We start from the raw sequence: 20,555 nt of genomic DNA, 5'->3' as shown, positions 1-20,555 counted from the left end.
TAAGTAATGATACACCTTCAAAAAATCAGGCTGCTTACTGCTGCCTTCTTATGTTTGAGCACGATCGGACTACAGGCACAGGAGAGAAAGCCTAATATTGTGTTTATTCTGGCTGACGACCTTGGCTACGGGGATCTCGGTGCGTATGGACAGAAGCAGATACAGACGCCCAATATTGATCGTCTGGCTGCGGAAGGAATGAAATTTGAACAATTCTATGCCGGTGCATCCGTATGTGCGCCCTCCCGATCTTCGTTAATGACAGGCCAGCACACTGGTCATACCTATATCCGTGGCAACAGGGAAATTGAACCGGAAGGACAGCAGCCTCTGGCTGATTCCGTACAGACTTTTGTGCAGTTGCTTCAGAAGGCCGGATATGCTACAGGAGCCTTTGGCAAGTGGGGGCTGGGTATGGTCGGCACAACAGGAGCACCGGATCAAAAGGGTTTTGATGAATTTTACGGATACAATTGTCAAAGACAATCCCACCGTTATTTTCCTACCCATTTGTGGCACAATGATCAGCGTGTGGAATTGCACGGAAATGACCTTAAAAATAAGGTACAATATGCGCCTGCATTAATTCAGGAACAGACGCTCCGGTTTATAGATGTGCATAAGGATGAACCATTTTTTCTGTTTATCCCTACCGTACTGCCGCATGCCGAATTATCCGGCATTGACGATGAACATTATCAGAAATATGCTTCCCGGTTTCAGGAAACTCCCCATAAAGGCAATGATTATGGCCCCGGAGCTACCGTTACAGGATATGCTTCTGTTGAAAAGCCAAGAGCAACATTTGCCAGTATGGTCAGCCGGATGGATGCTTATGTAGGGCAGGTATTGAAAAAGCTGGATGATCTCGGACTTACAGAGAATACCATCGTTATATTTTCCAGCGATAACGGAGCACATCGTGAAGGAGGTGCAGATCCCGTTTTCTTTAACAGTTCGGGAGGTCTGAGAGGATACAAGCGGGATCTCTATGAAGGAGGTATCCGTACTCCTTTTATTGTTAAATGGCCTCATAAAGTAAAACCCAACAGTACAAGTGAATTTGCCGGAGCTTTCTGGGATGTGATGCCTACTCTTTTAGATATTACAGGAGCCGGAAAAGCCCGTTATACGGATGGCGTATCTTTAGTGCCTGCACTGCTGGGCAAAACAAAAGAGCAACAGCAGCACCCTTATTTGTACTGGGAATTTCACGAAGACGGTGGCCGCCAGGCTGTGCGCGCAGGAGACTGGAAAGCTGTCAAACTACAGGTAAAGAATAAGCAAAAGACCGTTACAGAACTATATAATCTAAAGAAAGATCCTGCCGAAAAAAAGAATGTCGCCGCAGAAAATCCTGAACGGGTAAAGCAGTTGGAAGGAATTATGAATCAGGCACACACAGCTAATCCTTATTTTGCGTTTTAGACCGTATAGAACCTATGAAAAGAAATTTATTAATTGCGTTGCTTTCAGGTGGGATTCTGATGAATATTTCCTTTGTACCGGAAAGTGCAACGGATAAGATGACAAAAGAAGGAGAGGAGAAGATCGTATTTGCATCCGGAAAGGACGGATATGAAAGCTATCGTATTCCGGCTATTATAAAGGCTGCCAATGGTGATATCTTAGCTTTCGGTGAAGGAAGAGTGGCTCATGCCGGAGATTATGGGGATATCGATATTGTCATGAAAAGGAGTAAGGATCAGGGACGGACGTGGTCTGCTCTCCAAAAAGTAGTGGACTTTGGAAACTTACAGGCAGGCAACCCTGCTCCGGTACTGGACATGACAGATCCGCAATACCCGAAAGGACGTATTTTTTTGTTTTACAATACAGGAAACAATCACGAGGGGGAAATCCGTAAAGGCAATGGTGTGCGGGAAGTCTGGTACGTCACGTCGACAGATCAGGGAGAAACCTGGTCTGCTGCAGTTAATATAACGACTCAGGTACACCGTCCAAATGCACCGGCATTCCACCCGGCCTATACCTTTAAAGAAGACTGGAGAAGCTATGCCAACACTCCTGGACATGCTATGCAGTTTGAGTCCGGCAAATATAAAGGACGCATCTTTGTATCTGCCAATCATTCTGCAGGTAATCCTCGGGCAGCTTTTAAAGATTATCAGGCACATGGTTACTATACAGATGATCACGGCAAGACATTTCATCTGGGAGCTACTGTACAGGCTGAAGGTGGTAATGAATCCATTGCTGCACAGATCAGCGGGGACCGGTTGCTGATGAATAGCCGAAATCAGCAAGGTCAGGTGCGTAACAGGTTAATAAGCGTCAGTACTGACGGAGGAACAACTTGGGATACTACTTACTTTGATAAGCATCTTCCGGACCCTGTCAATCAGGGAAGTATATTATCTGTGAGTGGAAAAAAACAGCTCCTGGCCTTCAGTAATGCAGCCAGTAAGACACAAAGAGACAGCCTGACACTGCGTATGAGCAAGGATGATGGAAAAACCTGGTTTTATAATAAGCGGATTGCAACAGCTCCTGCAGGATATAAGGGAGATTATGCTGCATATTCTGATTTGGTACAGCTGGATGCTAAGAAGATAGGTGTGCTTTATGAAAAAGATAATTATAAGAATATTGTATTTCTGCCCGTGAAGTGGCATTAAGAAATACAAAATAAAAAAAGACTCCCGTTATGGTTGTCAGACATAACGGGAGTTTTCAATTCCAGGTCAGGCTTCTTCTTATTATTTAGTGTGTGCTGGTCTTTTTCGAATCCTTACCTTTATTTTTTGTGGTATCCTGATTGGCTTTTCTCGCCATTTCGAACAGTGCAGGGTCAATATGGCAATAACCTTGTGGATTTTTGTCCAGATAATCCTGATGATAGTCTTCCGCTTTGTAAAAATTAGTCAATGGTTTTACTTCTATGGCCAGCGGCTTTAAATAATTTTTGGATAGTGCAGCTATACATGTTTTGATTACAGAAAGATCCTTTTCGTCTTTGTAATATATACCTGTCCTGTATTGTTCTCCGATATCATTACCCTGACGATTCAGACTGGTCGGATCTATCGTTTTAAAATAAAGTTCTATCAGTGTTTTGAGAGCTACCTTTTCCGGATCATAGCGCACTTTTACAGTTTCGGCATATCCGCTCTTGGTATGGGAGACGATATCATAGGTCGGATTTTTAGTCTTTCCGTTTGCATATCCTACCTCAGTGCTTTTCACACCGTTGATTTGTTTGAAAAAATGCTCCGTTCCCCAGAAACATCCTCCTGCAAAATAAATTTCCTGCGTATTACCTCCCTCAGTCAATGGATCTGAATTCGTGTTTTTGCTTCTGACAAGTCCGACACTCAGCGTGAAGATTATTAAAGTGATGATGCTGTATTTCATGGTGTTGCAATTTGATGTTAACAGATTTTTTAGTTCGTACGGACAGGGGATGGCAGATAAGGAAGCATAAGGCCAAATCCAAGCAACAGCAGATCTTTAAGGATAAAAAAGTCTGTTGTCGGAATACCTTCTCTGAATTTCCACATTCCCGAAGTGGTGAAAAGGAAGCTCAGGGTAAGCACAAATGTGATAATCATACCTACAGATGCTATTTTTCTCAATTTGATCCATTTTATACTCAGTACCAATACAAGTGCCAGTAACACTTCCGTAATACCTATGATGTTGGATACTTGTTGTATAGTAAAGATACTGTACATCCAGGAAAGTAAGGGATGTTGTTCCATCAGCGGTCTGATCGCCTCGGCCTCTACGGCAGTAAATTTATAAACTCCTATCCAAAACAGTATAAGAAAACTTCCTGCCATTGAAATAAAATATCCGGTTTTGTACATGACTGTTGTTCCGGTGCGGGATGTCGAAATTAAAGATTCCATGTCTATGATCAATTGATATTAACTATTCGTTTTATAGTTATATAGTCGCTGCCTGATCAAAATCCTGACACAGAAAGAAGTTATTTTTTTATGTTTTGTTTAACTTTTTCTATAAAGTCCTTGTTGTCAGTAAAATATTTTTTTGCATCCCCTTCATGCTGTTCGATATAATGTGTAATTGCATGCTCAATAAAGCCGGCTTTCTTTGAATAGCTGTTACAGGAACTGCAGGCTTTCAGATGTATGCTGAGCTGTATCTTCTTCCATATCGGAATATCCATATGAAATCTCTTTTCTACTAACAGTGTTGCCTGACTGCAGGAGAGAATGATGGTATGTATGATCTTGTCAAGCATTATTTGTGTTGTTAAACCATTTGATATCGAGACATTTTCGTAGCTGCATGCGGCTTCGTTGCAGGATCTTCCAGTAATTAGTCGTTGAAATATTTACTTCCTGACAGATTTCTTCTGCTTTTTTTTGTTGAATGTAACATTGTCTGATCAGAAATCCCCATTTTTGCGGAAGTGCCTGCAGGCATTCCTGAAGGGATTTGTTGAATTTCTCATTATCCAGAAGAGAGGCCGATGTGTCTGTGATGATATCCCAGTGATTCTGTACATCCAGATCACGCCACCCCCCGTTCTCATCAAAAAAGTAATCCATGCTGACCGTTTCATTACCTCTGTATTTGCGTCTGTAAAGATCAGCAGCTTTGTGGTTTAAAATGCCTTTAAGCCATGTCAACGGGCTGCTCTTTCCCTGATAGCGATCTTTCATCAGAAAGGCGGTCATAAAAACATCCTGTACCAGATCTTCCGCGTCCTCTTTGTTGGCCAATAAAAAATAAGCCTGTCTCAATAGCGATCCGGAATAGTTTTCGATCCATAGTTCAACATCTTTTTGGGAAGAACTCATAGGTATTTTTAATAATTGATTGCAAATATCAGCATCCAAAAGTATCAAATTGTCCGGATATATCATTATTACTTTCAATTTCCATGACTCGTTTGTCGTAAAATATTTAGTTTACCCTATTAAATGCTTTGATAATATTGCTTATCTTGTATTCGGATTATAAACCCTCAAGTTTGTGCATTCCAATTTATTAATCCTAAAATGCTAACCTATGAAAAGCATTGTGACTATAGCAATAGCAGGGCTGCTCTGTTATTTCATTTTCCGTTGCATCAACACTTCTGCTCAGGCCGGGCGAACCGCTGACAACAGGCTGCAGATGCGTATGCATGCTGCTTATATGTACTTTGGGTATTGCTGTCTGATGATTTGTGCTGGTATCGTAGGGGGCGTGATATATGATTATCCAAAGATAGATGCCGTAGCTGCAGTACTGGCAATTTCTATCTTTCTATTATTTGGCGTATTGGGAGTCTATAATCTAAAATTGTATTATGTGCATACAGTGCTTTATAATGAAGACCATATCACCTGTTATAACACCCGGGGAAAAGCAAAAGTCTTTTACTGGAAGGATATCAGACATGCCGTATACAATGGTTATACAGGAAGTATCAGACTATACAGCAGTCGTAAGGAACATATCATTATTCATCACGATCTGGGAGGTATTGATGATTTTTATCAGGAGTTTTACAGACAGAAACCCCATATAGCGCAAAAAGTAAAAATAAGAATATTGACCTGAGGGTTATGCAGATCAGAGGATATAATTTATCTGTTTTTTAATAGCAATTGCTTCTTTCCGCCCCCCAACAAACTTTTGTAATCTACACATATTAATTTTTTTTCATTTATTTAAAGCGTTATCAATCAGCTGTTTTACTGAGTTGTTATAAATGTGAAATTATATTTTTTATTTTTTTTTCAAACACACTAGCCCTTCACCCCAGGGATTGCCGTCATATACTAAAACCAGAGTATATAACCTTTTGAATGAAAAATCAGGAAGCAAAAGCGCTATTGGAAAAATATCGCAACAACAGATGTTCGGAGGAAGAATTGAATCTTCTGTATTCATGGTATATCCTTCATAATGCAGCACAGCCGGATAGTCTGTCGTACAGCGATTGGATCTCCCTTATGGATATGCAACTCACAGACAGATCATTAAACAGTAGGATCATAAGCCGGAAACGGATAGCCGTTGCAGCATCCTTAATACTTTTCTTAAGTGCAGGTCTGCTTTATTATTATTCAGGACAGCAAGTATCCATTCAGGAAGACCATCGTACTATTGTACAGTCAGTCGGGAATAAAGCCACGCTAACCTTATCAGGTGGTGAACAGATTAGTCTGGAAGATGCACAACAGGGTGATCTTGTCAGAAAATCTGGTATTAAAGTAACCAAAACAGCAGACGGAGAAGTCGTCTTTACGGTTGCGGATGCTCATGAATCAAAAGGTATAGCTGAGAATACCATTTCGACCCCCAGGGGAGGGCAATGGCAGGTGCGTCTAGCTGATGGTTCGCATGTGTTTCTTAATGCGGCATCCTCTATAAGTTTTCCCGGTTCTTTCTCCGGGTTAAAGAAACGGGTAGTCAAGCTCAAAGGAGAGGCTTATTTTGAGATTGCAAAAGATAAAGAACATCCTTTTATTGTCAAAACTGAAAAACAACATATAGAAGTGCTGGGGACACACTTCAATGTAAGCAGTTATCAGGATGATGAATATACCCGTACTACGCTGCTGGAAGGTGCTGTCAAAATACATACGGAAAATCCTTCCATAGAAGATGTATTGCTGAGACCTGGTCAGGGGGCTTGTTATAGCGGCAATACACTACAGATTGCAAATGTAGATGTGGAAGAATCGGTGGCATGGAAAAACGGAGAATTTAGTTTTGCAGATGAAGATATCTATGGCATTATGCGCAAAATAGCACGATGGTATGATATAGAAGTTGTCTATGTCAATAAGACAAATAAGGCAACTTTTGACGGCAAAATATCTGTCAACAGACCCCTGATAAAAACTTTACATCTGTTAAAGTCGACAGGCAAAGTTGATTTTCAGATAAAAGGAAGGAGGGTGATCGTGATATAAACACTTACAAAAAAGGCAATCAAAAGTAAACAAAAGAATATCCTGCCCGGGATACATATTGCTTTACTATTGATACGTATACTAAACCTCAATCACACTAACTATTAACCAGTCCCTGTTTCCAAAAATAGGGGATTTAAATTTAAATGTATGAAATTTCACCTGAACCATTTGGTTTCGAGTCGGATTCAGCAAATCTTGAAGACAAGATGTCTGATGCGCATTCATCTGACTATTTTTATACTCACTACATTTTTTGTGCAAATTAGCACAGCCTCTCTTGCGCAGAGAATCAGTCTGAATAAAACAAACGTACCCTTACAGCAGATATTTAAAGAAATAGGTAAACAAAGCGGATATGATTTCGTGTACAGTACTGAGCTGATGAAACAAGCTAAAAATGTAACTGTAAACGTAAGCAAAGCTTCTTTAAGGGAAACTTTAGACGTATGTTTTGACAGACAGCCTCTTGATTATGAAATTGATGATAACAGTATCATTATAAAAGAAAAACCAGTTGTCTCAAAAGCAATGATAGTTCATCAGTCAACACAAATAATAATTACAGGTTGGGTCACAGATGAAAAAAATAAACCTGTTTCCGGTGTAACAATCAGGCAAGCCAACAATAAAGTTACTGCCATTACCGATTCTTTCGGAAAATATAGTATTAAAATTTCGGATAGGAATGAAGAGCTGATCTTCACACACATAGCATACGAAGTATATAAAGTAAAACCGGGTAATGAAAATGTTATTGTAGTCATATTGAAACCCGGCAAAAATGAACTGGAGGATGTAGTCGTTACGGGATTGTTTTCGAGACCTGTTGAAAATTTTACCGGAGCGGCAACTACAGTTAGCGGTAAGGAACTAAGAGAAGTAAATGCGATGAATGTTTTGCAGGCACTGAAGGTGTTTGATCCTGCTATTCGTATGCCTGATAATATACAGATGGGAAGTAATCCTAACATACTTCCGCAAATCAGTTTACGAGGTACTAATAACTTTCCCGCACAGGGAGGTTCTGGAAAAATTCCTACCTCAGGAGCCGATTTTATGTCCGCTTATGTATCTAATCCCAGTATGCCACTCTTTATATTGGATGGCTTTGAGGTCAGTTTACAAAAAATATATGATCTTGATATCAATCGTGTAGCCAGTATTACTATTCTGAAAGATGCGGTAGGGACTTCAGCGTATGGCTCCAGAGCTTCAAATGGTGTCGTAGTGGTGGAGACTATTCGGCCTAAGGAAGGTAAATTACAGCTCAGTTATACTTCGACTCTGCAAATAACAGGGCCTGATCTTACATCCTATAAACTGTTAAATGCAGCAGACAAACTTGATCTGGAAGTGGCTGCAGGAATGTATAAGGATGCAAAACAGTATCCTCCAAGCCAACTCTATTATGACAGGTTATATTCTAAGAGAAGAGCAGATGTAGTCAGAGGAGTTGATACCTATTGGTTATCCCAACCTTTGCAGGTAGGCATTGGTAATAAACAGTCTCTGTATGTAGAGGGTGGAGATGAATTTATAAGGTATGGTGTGAATTTTGGATATACGGCAAATCGTGGTGTAATGAAAGGATCGTTAAGGAAAAACTACGATGGTGGAATGATGTTATCCTACCGAAAGAAAAGCCTGCTGGTCAGAAACCAGTTAAATATAAGTGCCAATCGTGCTGACGAATCGCCCTGGGGAAGTTTCTCGGACTATTCATCCCTTAATCAGTATTGGTCGCCATATGATGAAGAGGGGCGAATCAGAAAAATATTGGAAGTTATTTCAAACCCTAGTTATTTAGCTTATGAGGATGTGGTTTCTAACCCCATGTATAATGCCACCTTAGGTACAGCCAACTATGCTAAGTATATAGGTTTTAATAATAATACGATGCTGGAGCTACGGCTTGACAATGGTTTTAGATTAACCGGAAAACTCGGAATTATCAGTCAAAAAGATCAATCTGATCTCTTTCTGCCCGCAGATCATACAGAATTTGTCAAAATTACAGATTATAATGATCCGGAATATTTTAACCGGGGAAGATATAGCAAAACAAGTGGCAGTTTTTTAGCCTATGATGCAGGTCTCTTTGCTGATTATAGCCGAAGTATTAATAAGCATCTTGTTTTTGGTACATTGGGTGTATCGGCTGCTCAGCAAAATAGCCAGAGTTACGGCCTTACTGTCACAGGTTTTCCAAACACAAGACTGGACGAAGTATTTTTAGGAAACGGTTATCAAAAAGACAGTCGTCCCATCGGTAAAAATAATATCAGCAGGCGAGTTTCAGCATTTACCAGCTTCAACTACACTTATAACAGACGCTATCTTGCTGATTTTTCTTTCAATGTCGACGGGTCTACACAATTCGGAGCCCGAAACCGTTATGCGCCATTTTGGGCTGCAGGTGTGGGCTGGAATCTGCATGAAGAGAATTTTATGTCAGAGCTGAGTAAGAAAACTATCAATCGATTCAAGATAAGGGTGGGAATAGGCACTACCGGAAATCAGCAGTTTCCGCCTTTTATGGGAATAAGTACTTATCAGTACAATACGGCGCAGGACTATTTGGGGATGTTAGGCGCATCATTAATGGGCTATGGAAACGAATCTTTGCGATGGCAGCAAACCTTAAAAAGAAACCTGGGTGCTGACATTTCATTATTAAATGATAGAATCGGAATACGTCTGGATGCTTATCTGGAAACTACCAACGATATGTTATTAGACATTAATACACCTCCGTCCTTGGGTGTAAGCAGTTATAAGGAAAATGTCGGAAGGCTTCAGAATAGGGGTATTGAAGGGAACATCAATGTGTTTATTCTGAGAAATATGGAAAAATCTACCACCTGGAGTGTATTTATAAACGGTATTCACAACCAAAATAAAATATTAGAAATCTCCAATTCTTTGAAAAGGATGAATCGGGAAAATGATGCTGCCCGCGATCCTGACAATAAGTTGAAACAACTCCGACCCCAACTCCGATTTGAAGAAGGACAATCGGTGAATGCCATTTGGGCGGTACGTTCAGCAGGTATAGATCCCAGCAATGGCAGGGAAATATTTATTAAGAGAAATGGTGATATCACCTATGATTGGAGCGCATCCGATAAAGTGATTGTGGGGGATGCTCTGCCCAGGCTGAGAGGTAATATGGGTACGAATGTTAACTACAAAGGCATACAATTGGGGCTATACTTCAGTTATCAATGGAAAGGACAATTGTACAACCAGACATTGGCAGATCGGGTAGAGAATGCAAATATGTCTCGCAACGTTGATGAACGGGTATTGCTTGGAAGATGGCAAAAGCCGGGTGACAAAACTTTTTTCAAAGGCGTGGTTGATCTTAACGGAGAGACTGTTACCACACCAACCAATGTCACTTCAAGGTTTTTACAAAAAGACAATTTTCTCCAGTTGGAAAGTCTTTCATTGGGCTACCTGTTTCCAAATAAAACCACTGCAAAATGGGGATTGAAAAACACACGTATAAGCTTTCAGTCAAATACCTTGTTCAGATTTTCAACTATAAAGGCCGAACGTGGATTAGATTACCCTTTTGCCCGAAACTTTACATTTAATATCAGTACTTCACTTTAACGAGCTAAAGCTATGAAACTAAAAAATAAATATTTGTTCTTTTTCCTGCTTGCCTGCAGCCTGTATGGTACCGCATGTACAAAATGGCTCGATATAAGGCCTAAAACTGAGGTAAGTGAAATTGTCCTGTTTGAAAATGAACAAGGATTCAAAGATGCTATGACGGGTGTATATACCCAAATGGCCTCTCGTAATCTCTACGGACAAGAGGCGACAATGGGGCTTATGGAAGTCCTTGCCCAAAATTATGATGTTGACCTCAATACACATATTTATTATGAGGCCGGAAACTACAATTACCTAAATCTAATGACAAGACCTAAAATTGATGCTATCTGGAGCTCCTCCTATAAAGCTATTGCCAATCTTAATAACTTATTAAAACAAATTGATCAAAAACAGAATGTTTTTAGCGGAGTCAACTATCAGATCATCAAAGGAGAGGCGCTGGCATTACGAGCATTTTTACACTTTGATTTGCTGAGAGCCTTTGGTCCTGTACCTGTTGGTAATATGGATGCAGAAGCTATTCCATACCGAAGAGAGTTTGATATGAATATCAAGCCGTCGCTCAGTTTGAGACAAGTAACAGATGAATGCATCAATGACCTTAATGCAGCAGGCAAACTATTGGCTGCCGACAAAAATGTGTACTATGGACATAGTGACGTGTATAGAGCTTTTACCCGTAATCATATGAACTACTGGGCAGTAACCGGGCTAATGGCAAGAATATATTTGTACAGGGGAGATAAAGTATTAGCATACCAAAAGGCTAAAGAGGTGATCGATGCAAAACTATTCCCGTTTATAAACTCGTCTGCTATTAGCAACAGTAATTCTGCTCCTGACAGAATTTTCAGCACCGAACATTTGTTTGCGGTTTACGTAGCCAATCTAAGAGACATTAACGATGAATTATTCAGAGCAACAGTTGATGCCAGTGACATACTCACTAATACAACCGATTTTATCAACAGTCGTTTTGAAACCGGATCCGGAGGCAGTACAGATTACCGGTACCTGAATTTATGGAAAACAGATGGCCCGACAGCTATAAAATTTCCTGTAAAGTACAGGTTTGATGATATTGGCAGTAATGCTAACATTACTACAATAAAGAGGGTTCCTTTGATCAGGCTTTCTGAAATGTACTATATCTGTGCTGAGACAAGCAACGATAAAGATGAAAAAATAGACTTGCTGAATGAGGTGAGGACAAATAGGGGTTTACATGTATTATCAAAAACCTTAACAGGTGATGCTGTTGAAAATGAGCTCTTTAAAGAGTATAAAAAAGAATTCTATCAGGAAGGGCAGTTGTTTTACTATTATAAACGTAAAAATAAATTAAAGATAGACGGTTACGGGCCTGAGGTTACCAGCAAAATATACGTACTGCCAGTACCTGATGATGAAATAGAATATGTTACCGAATAAAGATCAATAAAATATATGAAAAGACATACATATCTGGTTATTGGCTTACTTTGTTTAATAAGTATAGCCTGCCAAAAGGATAAATTGATATCCTTTGATCAAAAACCAATGGTATATATCTACAAGACCAGTCAATACTGGGTGCAGAGCTTCTATACAAATGATAGCATCACTTACTCTTTTGCTGCCAGACCTGATTATATACAAACAGATACTATTTTTGTTCCGATCAGAATTATGGGCGATGCAGTAAATTATGAGCGAAAAGTAAATTATGAATTAATGAATACCTCTGCGGCTGATAAAGATAGCTACCAGTTATTACCGGCAGTAATTAAGGCGGACAAATTTGACGGGCATATACCCGTATTGGTAAAAAAAGCTACTTCCCTTAAGGAAAAGGAAAGCAGGCTATGGATCAAAATAACAGCTTCAGAAGATTTTGATCCAGGTATAGTCAACCAACTTACCTATCTTATTAAGATTAATAACCACCTTTCCAAACCTGCCACATGGACAGATTATTACCTCGGGAAGTATAGTAATACCAAATATTATTTTATCATAGAAACTACAGGATACATCAGCTTTAATGAGTTTAATGAAAGCGAAATGATTTATGTAGCCCAGACTTGTAAGAATAAATTGCTGGAATATGAATCCCAAAATAATGGTCCGTTAATGGATGAAAATAATGAACCTGTAGTATTTCCGTAATCATTTTAATCAAACAGAAATGAAAAAATATATCAGTACTATTTTAGGAATATGCTACCTTATAATTGCAGGCTGTTCCAAAGATAAAGGCAATTATGATCTGGTACCCATCAATCAGATAACTATCAAAGATGAGGTAACAGGAACTATTCCTGTCTTTCAATATGATAATCTGAAACTGACACCCAGTCTGGAGCAAACTATGGCTGTAGAGGAGAGTAAACTTGTCTATTCCTGGCTTGCATATGCAGAATCCAATCCCAAAACTTCTTATCCTCTAGGTAATACAAAAAATCTTGATGCGACAATAGAACTTTTGCCGGGTAATTATATCATACTTTACACTGTCAAGGATACACAAACCGGAGTGATGTTTTTCAAAGAATACAAAATAGCGGTTAGCACCAGACTGAGTGAAGGCTGGATGATATTGGAGGATATGCCGGACGGAAAACAGGAAATTTCTATGATTAATGCCAGTGATGAAGTGTTTCATAATCTTTACCAAACTGCTAATAGCGGTAAGAGTTTACCTGATAACACTCATACCATAAGGGTGGTAAATTCAGGACGTGGCAATGCACAATATATATATGTACTGGCTGATAATAATGCAATTGAAATAAATTATGCAGGGTTTAAAAAATTAGGCGAAATGAAAGACTGGTTTTTCTCTATGCCATCTGTTGTTAATGTTCAAAATTACAGTTATGGCAAGCTAGGGGCAGTAGCGTTTATTATAAATAATAGTGAGCTATATTCGTTAAGTCTAATGAGTGGTGATGACCCGATTTATAAATTTGGAGCCCCAATAAGGGGAGACTGGAAAATATCACCCTTTGTTTTTCCATTCACATTTGGCGACTATGCCCTGTTGTATGATACGAAAAATCAACGCTTTTTGGCTCACTCATACGCTTCCATATCTTCCCTTTCTAATCCACCGGGTTCTGCCTTTGATCCGGGAAATGTTGGTAAAGAAATGGTTTTTGGAGGAGGAGGTTCAGGCTTTGGCAGTTATTATAACTGTCTGATGAAGAATAATAACGAAAATAAGTTCTTTGTATATACAATAGATGCCAGCGTTTTTGCTGATGTTATCGCAGTGGAACAATATGAAGTTGAAGACGCACCTGAACTACAGAATGCCAGGCATTTCGCTTTTTCTGGGATGTATCCCCATATGTATTATGCCGTGAACAACAAAATTTACCTGTTGGATATATTTGCTCAAAAATCAAGGCTAGCTTATACCTTTCCCACAGGTACGGAGATAACAGCCATTAAACTGAAGCAATCAACAAGTATGGTAGTTGATTATCCTGACGATAATAAACAGTTAGTAGCAGCTACTTATCGGAGCGGTGAAGGTAAATTATACAAATTTGATATTAGCAATACAGGCGATTTTGAAGGTGATACATATGCAAAGGAATATACTGGCTTTAAGAAAATTAAATACCTTGAATATAAAAACAGGAAATGATTTCTGAGCAGGAATCTGGCGTGCTTTTTTGTTTGCTAAATTCTAAGAATAAGAAAAATGATAAAAAAAATCTTAACTGCAGCCGTTTTGGTCTTGTTGTCCGTGTGTCTCTTTGGACAACAAATAGCCGATCCCGTACAAATTAAAGGGGAACTAAAATTAAAAGCAGAAAATGTCCGGTTGTATAAAGTCAGCGAAGGCCGTATTGTAGAAATTGCAAATACAACAGTTGCAAAAAACGGAAAGTTCGGCTTTTTGTTTTTTCCGGATTACGAAGGTATATATGTATTAGGTACCGGAGATGAAAACCAACAAATGGGTAACTACAAGTTTTATTTAAAAAGTGGAGACCAGCTTGATGTTACGTTGACGGATACGACCTACCTGCTTAACGGTAATCTAAATTCGAAAGAAAACAGGATTATGAAACAATGGACAGATCTTACATATCCCCTCTTCTATAAGGCGATCTGTTTTATGAAAATTCATAGCACATATGTAGACTATTTTCCACAGCAGGAAGCCATAGTTGCGAAATCTAAAACTTTTTTTAATGGAAAAGTGTCTGGAAATCCCAAATTTGATAAGGAAATCAAAACCATTATGCAAATGGATCTGATCAACTATGCTGTGTCTTTTATTGGAAGTCCGCGCACAGTACATCCTAAGATAGAAGAATACAGTGCTTTTTATGCAACATTAAAAACAAAAGAATTGGCTGTATATACACAAGCAATGTACAACTATCCTTATGGTATGCAGGTTCTCTCTTCTTTAGTCTGGATGAATATGGAACAGGATAAAGTTGGAGGACAAGGATTAGGTAAAGCAATAGAGTATGTGCCAAATGATACGTTAAAAGGGGATCTTGTGTTGGAATATTTAACTCAAATCGACGATTATAAGAGTTATAAAGCTGTTACTGATAGATTTGGAAAATACCTGCTTACTAAAACACAGAAAGAAAAAAATATCAGCTTGATTGTACCTTTACTAAGCTACGAGAAGGGATCTGACGCGTTGGCTTTTAGCTATCCTGATAAAGATGGTAATGAAGTTTCATTTGCCGGTTTGAGTGGTAATGTAGTTTTGGTGGATGTCTGGGCTACCTGGTGCGGACCCTGCAGAGCAGAATTTCCTTATTTAAAACAACTTGAAACAGATATTAAGGGCAAACCTATCCAGATAGTGAGCATTTCAGTAGATGACAATGAAGACAAAGAGAAATGGTTAGCAATGATTAAAAATGAAAGTTTAGGTGGGATACAGCTATTTGCCGGATCAAAAGATAATTTTTCTGATTACTATAAAATAAACGCTATTCCTCGTTTTCTGGTCTTCGATAAGAATGGGAAAATTGTAACTGTAGATGCTCCGCGTCCTTCAGACCCTCAATTAAAAGAACTTTTATTTTCAGAAGCAGCTAAATAATAAATAAAAAACTTTTGTTACCCGATTCCCTCTCCTTTCTAAGGAGAGGGTTAGGGAGAGGTTCTGCACTTAAATTACTAACCTCTCTGCCCTTCGGGCATCTCTCCTTAAAAAGGAGAGAATGAATTATAATAACAGTTCTTTACATATATTAAGAAGAGGTTGTATTATGTACCTATCCTTTGACTCCTCCCAGTATACTAAAGGTGATAATAGCCAGTACAATACAGGTAATAATAATATACAAACGGTCTCTTTCCAGAACAAAGCCAAAAAGCGAGCAAATAATCCGTAGTATAGGGGTAGCGATAAGGATAACCACACCAAATTGAATGATCTGTGGCGCCTGAAATTTGGCTACACCTTCCAGAATACCGCTTATTGTGGTATTGACTTCCCCTTCACCAACAAAGTGCTGATAGTCCGGTACCAGTTGCTGCCCGTGAGCAATAAGGTAAACAATACCTCCTATGATCACTACTATTGAGGCAGAGATAACACCGATTCTTAATATCTGACCTACCAGTATCTCAATATCCTGATCCGCCCAGTAGTCTTTGGAAAATAATTTTTTCATATGATTAGAATTGATGATTAAGCCCATTGTAGATCATCTCGATAGCGACCAGTGTAATAGCTATGGCAAAGATGATACGTAGTATTTTTGGATTGATTCTGGTCAGTAATTTTGAGCCGGTAAAAGCTCCTGCGAGTACGCCCAGTATTACCGGAAAAGCGATTCCCGGATCCATATATCCTCTTTGCAGATATACTACGGCCGAGGCTGCTGCAGTTACACCTATCATAAAATTGCTGGTTGTCGTACTCACTTTAAAAGGTATACGCATAGCTCCGTCCATAGCCAGGACTTTCAATGCGCCCGAACCAATACCCAACAGTCCGGATATCACGCCCGCAAGTGTCATAATAGAAAAACCTCCGGCTACATTCGTCAGCTTGTAAGATACACTTTTGCCATTAACAGGGTAATCATTGTTGAGCTTGAGCTTTTCAGCCAGTTTACTTCCTTCTGTAAGTGCGCTCTCGTTTTTCTTTCTTAAAGTCATAGCCGCTGAAAAAATTAAAACGACACCAAATATAACTGCAATAGTATTTGTAGGGGTATAGATCGCTACAAGTGCTCCGATGACAGCTCCCAGCGTCGTAGCGATTTCCAGAAACATTCCGAGACGGATGTTTGTGATACCCTCCTTTACATATGCTGTAGCTGCACCGGATGATGTAGCAATAGAGGCGAGTAAAGCTGCACCAATAGCATACCGGATATCAACATGAAAATAGAGTGTAAGCAGGGGGATAACAATAACGCCACCTCCTAATCCGGTCAGTGATCCCAAAAGACCGGCAAAGTAAGCTCCCAAAAGCAGAATAAGTGAAAAGATAAGGATTGTCATTATGAATGATTATTAGTCAGGATATGAGCCAATACATGAAGAGCTTGTTGCTCGTCCTTAGCTTTGATAGCCTCAAACAACTGTGTGTGCAGATGATGACTCATCGCAAAGTAGCTGATCCCGCGAGGTTCACGTTCCTGAAAGAAATTAGAAATTAGATGTGTGAAATTCTGGTACAAAATATAGAATACATGATGATTAGCTGCAGATGCGATCCGGAGATGAAACTGGATATCTGCATGGATGCAGGCAGATTTATCTTCTATGAGAATAGCCTCTTTCCGAAGTTGCAGGTAATGTGCTATTTCATCAAGCTGCGGTGTAGTAGCATAAGTACAGGCTCTGCGTACGAGTTCTGTTTCTAATAGTCTGCGGGCATCATTTACTTCTTCAAAATTGGCCGTCCGTAGATGTTCATCGATAGCAGATTCTTCTGATAATCGTCTGATGTAAGTTCCGTCACCTCGTTTGACCACCAGTATACCAGAGCTGGCTAATGAATTAATCGCCTCCCGCACGGTGGAACGCCCTACTTTATAAATATCCATCAGTTCACTTTCACTTGGAATCTTATGTCCGGCAAGATATAAACCCTGCTGTATATCTGATTTGATTCGCTTATAAACCTGATCTGATAGTCTTTCTTTTTGTTTTATCATGATTTTACAGTAAAAAACAATGCAAACATATGATGTTTAATTTAAACATCATATGTTTTCCAGAAAAATAGAGAAAATTGTTACAAAGTACAAAAAGTAAACTCTGTAAAGTATATCAGGAAATCGGTGTTTATTGTATAATAATCAGGCTATATAATTGTATTATTTCAACATACAAATTCTATGGCTTGTGTTTGTTTGGACGAGTATGCAGTACTATTTTCTGTTTTTGCGTGTAGGAAGGTGAGAAGGTATGTGCAATTTGAAATCAAAAATCTGGGCTGGCTGAATTTCTAATGCACGACAAATAGCCACAAGACCACTTACAGACATATTATTGTCACCTCTCATTATTCGGTAAACCTGACTGTAACTGAATCCGGTACGGTCTTCTATATCTTCAAGTGTGATTTCTTTCGCTTTAGCAATCTTCCAGAGATTATGACGAATAACTCTTAATGTTTCTCTATCAATATACTGTTCTGCCATGTATATAAAAAGAGTACATATATGTGAATTTTATTATTCCAAATTTGGAATAATAAAAAATTATCTTTACTATTGTTAATAATGTTGATATAGTAAAAATAATTTTTTTAACGTTTTCTTTTCGTTATTGAAAAAATAACGTATATTGAATGAAAACATGAGTGTAAATTTTTTAAATAAAAGTAATTCCTGATCCTGTTTTGTTTCTTTTAAGCCGCAGGGTTTGCAAGTTCTTTATAAAAAGGTTTATTGAAGATTTTTTTATTCTTTTTCATAATTGTCGAATGCGCGCGCTGTAATTCCCCCCGCGACTCTGATCCGATTCCACTTCTATAATAAAGTAGTCGTAAATTACAGCGCAAGCGCTTCGATAAATTTAAATATTCTCTGACAGAATGATCACATTACATCTGAATATTTAGATTTTCTGTTCGCAGCTCACTTCACATTCCTTTAAAATAGTAAATTTGAATGTCTCCGGACGTACATTCGTACCTTATTAAATAAAATAAATCATTATATGGAAGAGTTATTTACCCAATTGTCTGCCAGACAAGCAACATTTGCAGATGTACTGGCTTATATTGCTGTTCACTATGATTATACACCTTCAGCTTTTCAAAACGGACTGCAACATAATGCTGCAACGGAAAACCAGGGAAGTGCAAAAGTATTTGCATTTGCTCTGGATCAGGAGCTTACTAAGGATCAGACATTGGCATTGTTTGCAGAACATTACACCGCTGTTCTACAAACACCGGAAGGTACCGATCATCAGAACATCCGGCAGTTTATGATTAATGGCTGGCACGGTATCCATTTTGAAGGACAGGCCCTGAAATTGAAATAAGATTACCTGTTAAATAACAAAGGGTAATGATTATATAATTATTACCCTTTGTTGTTGTTTTATTAATCCCAACCATCCAGTAACCTTCGGTGATAGTTGATCTGTCCGAGATGATAAGCCAGATGAGTGGTAAGGTGTACTAAAAAATACATTACCGATGCCTTTTGATCAAATACCAATATCGGATACTCCTTATAGAGATCCGATTCAGATAATGTATTCAGCGAATCGCGAACTGTCGTTATTGTATCATCCAGATGACGTATGAGTTCAGCTCTTGGAATATCCCGCAGAGAGAATTCCAGTTCCCGATGACGTATATATCCGGTTTTACCTATTTCATCCCCTATGTATGTATTTAAATTTCCGATAAGGTGGAGACATAAGTTTCCGGCAGAGTTTGCAATTCCTTTTTCAGCGATCCAAAGGTTTTCTTCATGTTTATACAGGAGAATCTCTATTCTTAATTTTTGAAGATCCCGCTCAAATAGTTTCTGCAAGGTATCTATAAGCATATGGAATATATTAATCTTTTTTATTTAAAGATACCTTTTTCTCCAGATTTTCAATAATTACAGTTGTGTAATCTTCTTCATTAAGAGCCGAAGCCTGAGGCAATGCACCGGGACTGAATACATTTATCTCCATGATCTTATTACCAACGATATCCAGTCCGACAAAGTACATACCGTCATGTTTTAATTTTTCAGCTACTTTTCCGACCAGTGTCAGTATCTCTGGAGTGATATGCGCAACCTGTGCTTTAGCTCCCTGATGAATGTTGCTTCGTATTTCTCCGGCCTGCTGTACACGATTGACACTTGCATATTTACCGTTAACAACTACAGGTTCACCATCCAGCAGGAAAAAACGGATATCTCCTTTCTGAGCTTCCGGCAGATATTCCTGTGCAATGAGATATCCGTCCCTGCAGATTACTTCAACAATCTGTTTCAGATTTTTGACCTCATTCTTATTCACCATAAATACATTCTTTCCGCCGGAACCTTTCAGAGGTTTGAGAATAATATGCTGATCCTGCTCCTCAAAAAACTGCAATACGTCTTCATAGCTTCTGGTTACCATCGTTTTGGGGCGTACTTCCTCCGGGAAGTTTTCCAGATACAATTTGTTTTCTGCGCCAATCAATGCGTGAGGGTCGTTGATGACCAGGACATTCTGTTTCTGTGCAAGCTGTGCAAACTGAAGTCCCATAGTAGCGGCCCACGGTCTGCCGATCATATCCAGTACCGGATCAAATCTCAGCCACATGACATCAATATGGTCCATCTCGATCCGTAGTTTGGCGGTAGAACGCAGGATATCCAAAAGTTGTTTAGTGTCTTTGATATCCGGTGATGGAGCTACGGATCTGGCATGAGCAGCGACCCTTTCTTCTTCCAGATAAACAAAATCCGCCAACCCGATATAGCAGATATCATGCCCGCGCTGCAGAGCCCGTAATGCCAGCAAGGTGGTCGTGAAGCTTGCCTCTTCTTTGTGTGTTTGATTAATAACAAATGCGATTTTCATATAATAGATAGATGT

20 protein-coding genes are annotated in these 20,555 nt (G+C 39.1%); 10 read left to right on the top strand and 10 right to left on the bottom strand.

Annotation, left to right across the window (positions count from 1 at the left end):
- The first annotated feature begins 6 nt into the window (after window positions 1-6).
- Both HMPREF0766_RS15045 and HMPREF0766_RS15040 read left to right on the top strand, forming a co-directional pair.
- A complete protein-coding gene (locus HMPREF0766_RS15045) occupies window positions 7-1,428 on the top strand; it encodes an arylsulfatase (protein WP_002998932.1) in 1,422 nt (473 codons plus the stop codon).
- Between the two features lie 14 nt (window positions 1,429-1,442).
- Window positions 1,443-2,639 (top strand): sialidase family protein, encoded by a 1,197-nt coding sequence (locus tag HMPREF0766_RS15040; protein ID WP_002998929.1) that lies wholly within the window; start codon window positions 1,443-1,445, stop codon window positions 2,637-2,639.
- Window positions 2,640-2,724: 85 nt separating this feature from the next.
- Here HMPREF0766_RS15040 and msrA read toward each other — a convergent pair whose 3' ends face one another.
- The 4 genes from msrA to HMPREF0766_RS15020 all read right to left on the bottom strand — a co-directional run bounded on the left by msrA (window position 2,725) and on the right by HMPREF0766_RS15020 (window position 4,790).
- Window positions 2,725-3,375, bottom strand: coding sequence for a peptide-methionine (S)-S-oxide reductase MsrA (msrA, locus tag HMPREF0766_RS15035; RefSeq protein WP_002998927.1), 651 nt, complete (start codon window positions 3,373-3,375; stop codon window positions 2,725-2,727).
- Window positions 3,376-3,404: 29 nt separating this feature from the next.
- Window positions 3,405-3,872: a DUF417 family protein gene (locus HMPREF0766_RS15030; protein ID WP_236590441.1), complete on the bottom strand. Its 468-nt coding sequence runs from the start codon at window positions 3,870-3,872 to the stop codon at window positions 3,405-3,407.
- A gap of 80 nt (window positions 3,873-3,952) precedes the next feature.
- Window positions 3,953-4,228: a hypothetical protein gene (locus HMPREF0766_RS15025; RefSeq protein WP_002998924.1), complete on the bottom strand. Its 276-nt coding sequence runs from the start codon at window positions 4,226-4,228 to the stop codon at window positions 3,953-3,955.
- Window positions 4,221-4,790 (bottom strand): sigma-70 family RNA polymerase sigma factor, encoded by a 570-nt coding sequence (locus tag HMPREF0766_RS15020; RefSeq protein WP_037460607.1) that lies wholly within the window; start codon window positions 4,788-4,790, stop codon window positions 4,221-4,223. The genes HMPREF0766_RS15025 and HMPREF0766_RS15020 overlap by 8 nt, the downstream gene beginning before the upstream one ends.
- A 211-nt stretch (window positions 4,791-5,001) precedes the next feature.
- On the opposite strand from HMPREF0766_RS15020, the gene HMPREF0766_RS15015 reads away from it, so the two are divergent.
- From HMPREF0766_RS15015 to HMPREF0766_RS14985, 7 genes are all read left to right on the top strand, one after another.
- Window positions 5,002-5,538, top strand: a complete 537-nt coding sequence (locus HMPREF0766_RS15015) for a DUF6560 family protein (protein WP_002998919.1) — start codon at window positions 5,002-5,004, stop codon at window positions 5,536-5,538.
- Window positions 5,539-5,786: 248 nt separating this feature from the next.
- Window positions 5,787-6,899, top strand: a complete 1,113-nt coding sequence (locus HMPREF0766_RS15010) for a FecR family protein (RefSeq protein ID WP_002998916.1) — start codon at window positions 5,787-5,789, stop codon at window positions 6,897-6,899.
- 150 nt (window positions 6,900-7,049) lie between these two features.
- Window positions 7,050-10,520 (top strand): SusC/RagA family TonB-linked outer membrane protein, encoded by a 3,471-nt coding sequence (locus HMPREF0766_RS15005; RefSeq protein ID WP_236590442.1) that lies wholly within the window; start codon window positions 7,050-7,052, stop codon window positions 10,518-10,520.
- Between the two features lie 12 nt (window positions 10,521-10,532).
- Complete coding sequence (locus HMPREF0766_RS15000) at window positions 10,533-11,960, top strand: RagB/SusD family nutrient uptake outer membrane protein (RefSeq protein WP_002998911.1); 1,428 nt, start codon at window positions 10,533-10,535, stop codon at window positions 11,958-11,960.
- Window positions 11,961-11,975: 15 nt separating this feature from the next.
- Window positions 11,976-12,677 (top strand): DUF4843 domain-containing protein, encoded by a 702-nt coding sequence (locus tag HMPREF0766_RS14995; RefSeq protein ID WP_002998909.1) that lies wholly within the window; start codon window positions 11,976-11,978, stop codon window positions 12,675-12,677.
- Between the two features lie 19 nt (window positions 12,678-12,696).
- The gene (locus tag HMPREF0766_RS14990; protein WP_002998906.1) at window positions 12,697-14,163 is read left to right on the top strand and encodes a PKD-like family lipoprotein; all 1,467 of its coding nucleotides are present in this window, start codon (window positions 12,697-12,699) and stop codon (window positions 14,161-14,163) included.
- Window positions 14,164-14,220: 57 nt separating this feature from the next.
- Window positions 14,221-15,594, top strand: coding sequence for a TlpA family protein disulfide reductase (locus tag HMPREF0766_RS14985; RefSeq protein WP_002998903.1), 1,374 nt, complete (start codon window positions 14,221-14,223; stop codon window positions 15,592-15,594).
- A 175-nt stretch (window positions 15,595-15,769) separates the two neighbouring features.
- Here the strand turns inward: HMPREF0766_RS14985 and HMPREF0766_RS14980 are convergent, their stop codons facing one another.
- The 4 genes from HMPREF0766_RS14980 to HMPREF0766_RS14965 all read right to left on the bottom strand — a co-directional run bounded on the left by HMPREF0766_RS14980 (window position 15,770) and on the right by HMPREF0766_RS14965 (window position 18,157).
- Complete coding sequence (locus tag HMPREF0766_RS14980; protein ID WP_037460604.1) at window positions 15,770-16,171, bottom strand: DUF1634 domain-containing protein; 402 nt, start codon at window positions 16,169-16,171, stop codon at window positions 15,770-15,772.
- A gap of 4 nt (window positions 16,172-16,175) precedes the next feature.
- On the bottom strand, window positions 16,176-17,009 hold the full coding sequence (locus tag HMPREF0766_RS14975) for a sulfite exporter TauE/SafE family protein (RefSeq protein ID WP_002998896.1): 834 nt from the start codon (window positions 17,007-17,009) through the stop codon (window positions 16,176-16,178).
- Window positions 17,009-17,668, bottom strand: a complete 660-nt coding sequence (locus HMPREF0766_RS14970) for a FadR/GntR family transcriptional regulator (protein WP_002998894.1) — start codon at window positions 17,666-17,668, stop codon at window positions 17,009-17,011. The genes HMPREF0766_RS14975 and HMPREF0766_RS14970 overlap by 1 nt, the downstream gene beginning before the upstream one ends.
- 216 nt (window positions 17,669-17,884) lie before the next feature.
- On the bottom strand, window positions 17,885-18,157 hold the full coding sequence (locus tag HMPREF0766_RS14965; protein WP_002998892.1) for a helix-turn-helix domain-containing protein: 273 nt from the start codon (window positions 18,155-18,157) through the stop codon (window positions 17,885-17,887).
- A gap of 520 nt (window positions 18,158-18,677) precedes the next feature.
- On the opposite strand from HMPREF0766_RS14965, the gene HMPREF0766_RS14960 reads away from it, so the two are divergent.
- Window positions 18,678-19,007, top strand: coding sequence for a HopJ type III effector protein (locus tag HMPREF0766_RS14960; RefSeq protein WP_002998889.1), 330 nt, complete (start codon window positions 18,678-18,680; stop codon window positions 19,005-19,007).
- 62 nt (window positions 19,008-19,069) lie between these two features.
- On the opposite strand, the gene HMPREF0766_RS14955 is transcribed toward HMPREF0766_RS14960, so the two are convergent.
- Entirely contained in the window at window positions 19,070-19,522 is a 453-nt protein-coding gene (locus tag HMPREF0766_RS14955) for a DUF1572 family protein (RefSeq protein WP_002998887.1), read from the bottom strand.
- A gap of 10 nt (window positions 19,523-19,532) precedes the next feature.
- Entirely contained in the window at window positions 19,533-20,540 is a 1,008-nt protein-coding gene (locus tag HMPREF0766_RS14950; protein ID WP_002998883.1) for an ATP-grasp domain-containing protein, read from the bottom strand.
- Between the last annotated feature and the right edge of the window lie 15 nt (window positions 20,541-20,555).

The sequence above is a fragment of the Sphingobacterium spiritivorum ATCC 33861 genome (assembly GCF_000143765.1).
In the GTDB taxonomy this organism is placed as follows: Bacteria; Bacteroidota; Bacteroidia; order Sphingobacteriales; family Sphingobacteriaceae; genus Sphingobacterium; species Sphingobacterium spiritivorum.
The sequence above is the reverse complement of the archived record's forward strand: the minus strand, read 5'-3'. Positions and strand labels throughout refer to the sequence as shown.

Bases quoted from the DNA above. Each gene is read 5' to 3' on its own strand.
- HMPREF0766_RS15045 (WP_002998932.1), top strand. From the start codon at position 7: ATGATACACCTTCAAAAAATCAGGCTGCTTACTGCTGCCTTCTTATGT.
- HMPREF0766_RS15040 (WP_002998929.1), top strand. From the start codon at position 1,443: ATGAAAAGAAATTTATTAATTGCGTTGCTTTCAGGTGGGATTCTGATG.
- msrA (WP_002998927.1), bottom strand. From the start codon at position 3,375: ATGAAATACAGCATCATCACTTTAATAATCTTCACGCTGAGTGTCGGA.
- HMPREF0766_RS15030 (WP_236590441.1), bottom strand. From the start codon at position 3,872: ATGGAATCTTTAATTTCGACATCCCGCACCGGAACAACAGTCATGTAC.
- HMPREF0766_RS15025 (WP_002998924.1), bottom strand. From the start codon at position 4,228: ATGCTTGACAAGATCATACATACCATCATTCTCTCCTGCAGTCAGGCA.
- HMPREF0766_RS15020 (WP_037460607.1), bottom strand. From the start codon at position 4,790: ATGAGTTCTTCCCAAAAAGATGTTGAACTATGGATCGAAAACTATTCC.
- HMPREF0766_RS15015 (WP_002998919.1), top strand. From the start codon at position 5,002: ATGAAAAGCATTGTGACTATAGCAATAGCAGGGCTGCTCTGTTATTTC.
- HMPREF0766_RS15010 (WP_002998916.1), top strand. From the start codon at position 5,787: ATGAAAAATCAGGAAGCAAAAGCGCTATTGGAAAAATATCGCAACAAC.
- HMPREF0766_RS15005 (WP_236590442.1), top strand. From the start codon at position 7,050: ATGAAATTTCACCTGAACCATTTGGTTTCGAGTCGGATTCAGCAAATC.
- HMPREF0766_RS15000 (WP_002998911.1), top strand. From the start codon at position 10,533: ATGAAACTAAAAAATAAATATTTGTTCTTTTTCCTGCTTGCCTGCAGC.
- HMPREF0766_RS14995 (WP_002998909.1), top strand. From the start codon at position 11,976: ATGAAAAGACATACATATCTGGTTATTGGCTTACTTTGTTTAATAAGT.
- HMPREF0766_RS14990 (WP_002998906.1), top strand. From the start codon at position 12,697: ATGAAAAAATATATCAGTACTATTTTAGGAATATGCTACCTTATAATT.
- HMPREF0766_RS14985 (WP_002998903.1), top strand. From the start codon at position 14,221: ATGATAAAAAAAATCTTAACTGCAGCCGTTTTGGTCTTGTTGTCCGTG.
- HMPREF0766_RS14980 (WP_037460604.1), bottom strand. From the start codon at position 16,171: ATGAAAAAATTATTTTCCAAAGACTACTGGGCGGATCAGGATATTGAG.
- HMPREF0766_RS14975 (WP_002998896.1), bottom strand. From the start codon at position 17,009: ATGACAATCCTTATCTTTTCACTTATTCTGCTTTTGGGAGCTTACTTT.
- HMPREF0766_RS14970 (WP_002998894.1), bottom strand. From the start codon at position 17,668: ATGATAAAACAAAAAGAAAGACTATCAGATCAGGTTTATAAGCGAATC.
- HMPREF0766_RS14965 (WP_002998892.1), bottom strand. From the start codon at position 18,157: ATGGCAGAACAGTATATTGATAGAGAAACATTAAGAGTTATTCGTCAT.
- HMPREF0766_RS14960 (WP_002998889.1), top strand. From the start codon at position 18,678: ATGGAAGAGTTATTTACCCAATTGTCTGCCAGACAAGCAACATTTGCA.
- HMPREF0766_RS14955 (WP_002998887.1), bottom strand. From the start codon at position 19,522: ATGCTTATAGATACCTTGCAGAAACTATTTGAGCGGGATCTTCAAAAA.
- HMPREF0766_RS14950 (WP_002998883.1), bottom strand. From the start codon at position 20,540: ATGAAAATCGCATTTGTTATTAATCAAACACACAAAGAAGAGGCAAGC.